The 385-nt window shown below is 45.5% G+C and carries 1 protein-coding gene; it reads right to left on the reverse strand.

Going from position 1 to position 385, the window contains the following annotated elements:
• Positions 1-327 (reverse strand): divalent metal cation transporter (locus tag CWB66_RS22090; protein WP_171037578.1); only part of this gene is annotated, 327 nt, incomplete at its 3' end.
• Positions 328-385: the final 58 nt, after the last annotated feature.

Raw genomic sequence — 385 nt, forward strand, 5'->3', positions numbered from 1 at the left:
TATTTCAATTAATCCCATGCTGGCACCGCTTAAATTACCAGCCTCGTAGGCGGCACTGCCAACACCAATGGCGCTGATCACTAAAAATATAGCGAGAGATTTAAATAGGGGAGTTTCAATATGGGCGCTTAGTGCTTGTGCTAAGTCTTGCCCAGTGGCTACGCCTAGGCGCGCCGCCATAGATTGTAATAATATCGTGGCAATTACTGAAAATAGTAATGTCCATATTAGTGCAAAACCAAAGTTAGCACCCGCTACGCTCGCGGTGGTAATAGTCCCTGGTCCAATGAAGGCAGCGGTGACGAGTAGTCCTGGTCCTAATCGCATAGGATGACCCTAATAGGGCGTTTTATATGGCTATTTAAAGTTACAACTAACCGTTTAT

It is taken from the genome of Pseudoalteromonas sp. S558, assembly GCF_005886635.1.
Taxonomy (GTDB): domain Bacteria; phylum Pseudomonadota; class Gammaproteobacteria; order Enterobacterales; family Alteromonadaceae; genus Pseudoalteromonas; species Pseudoalteromonas aliena.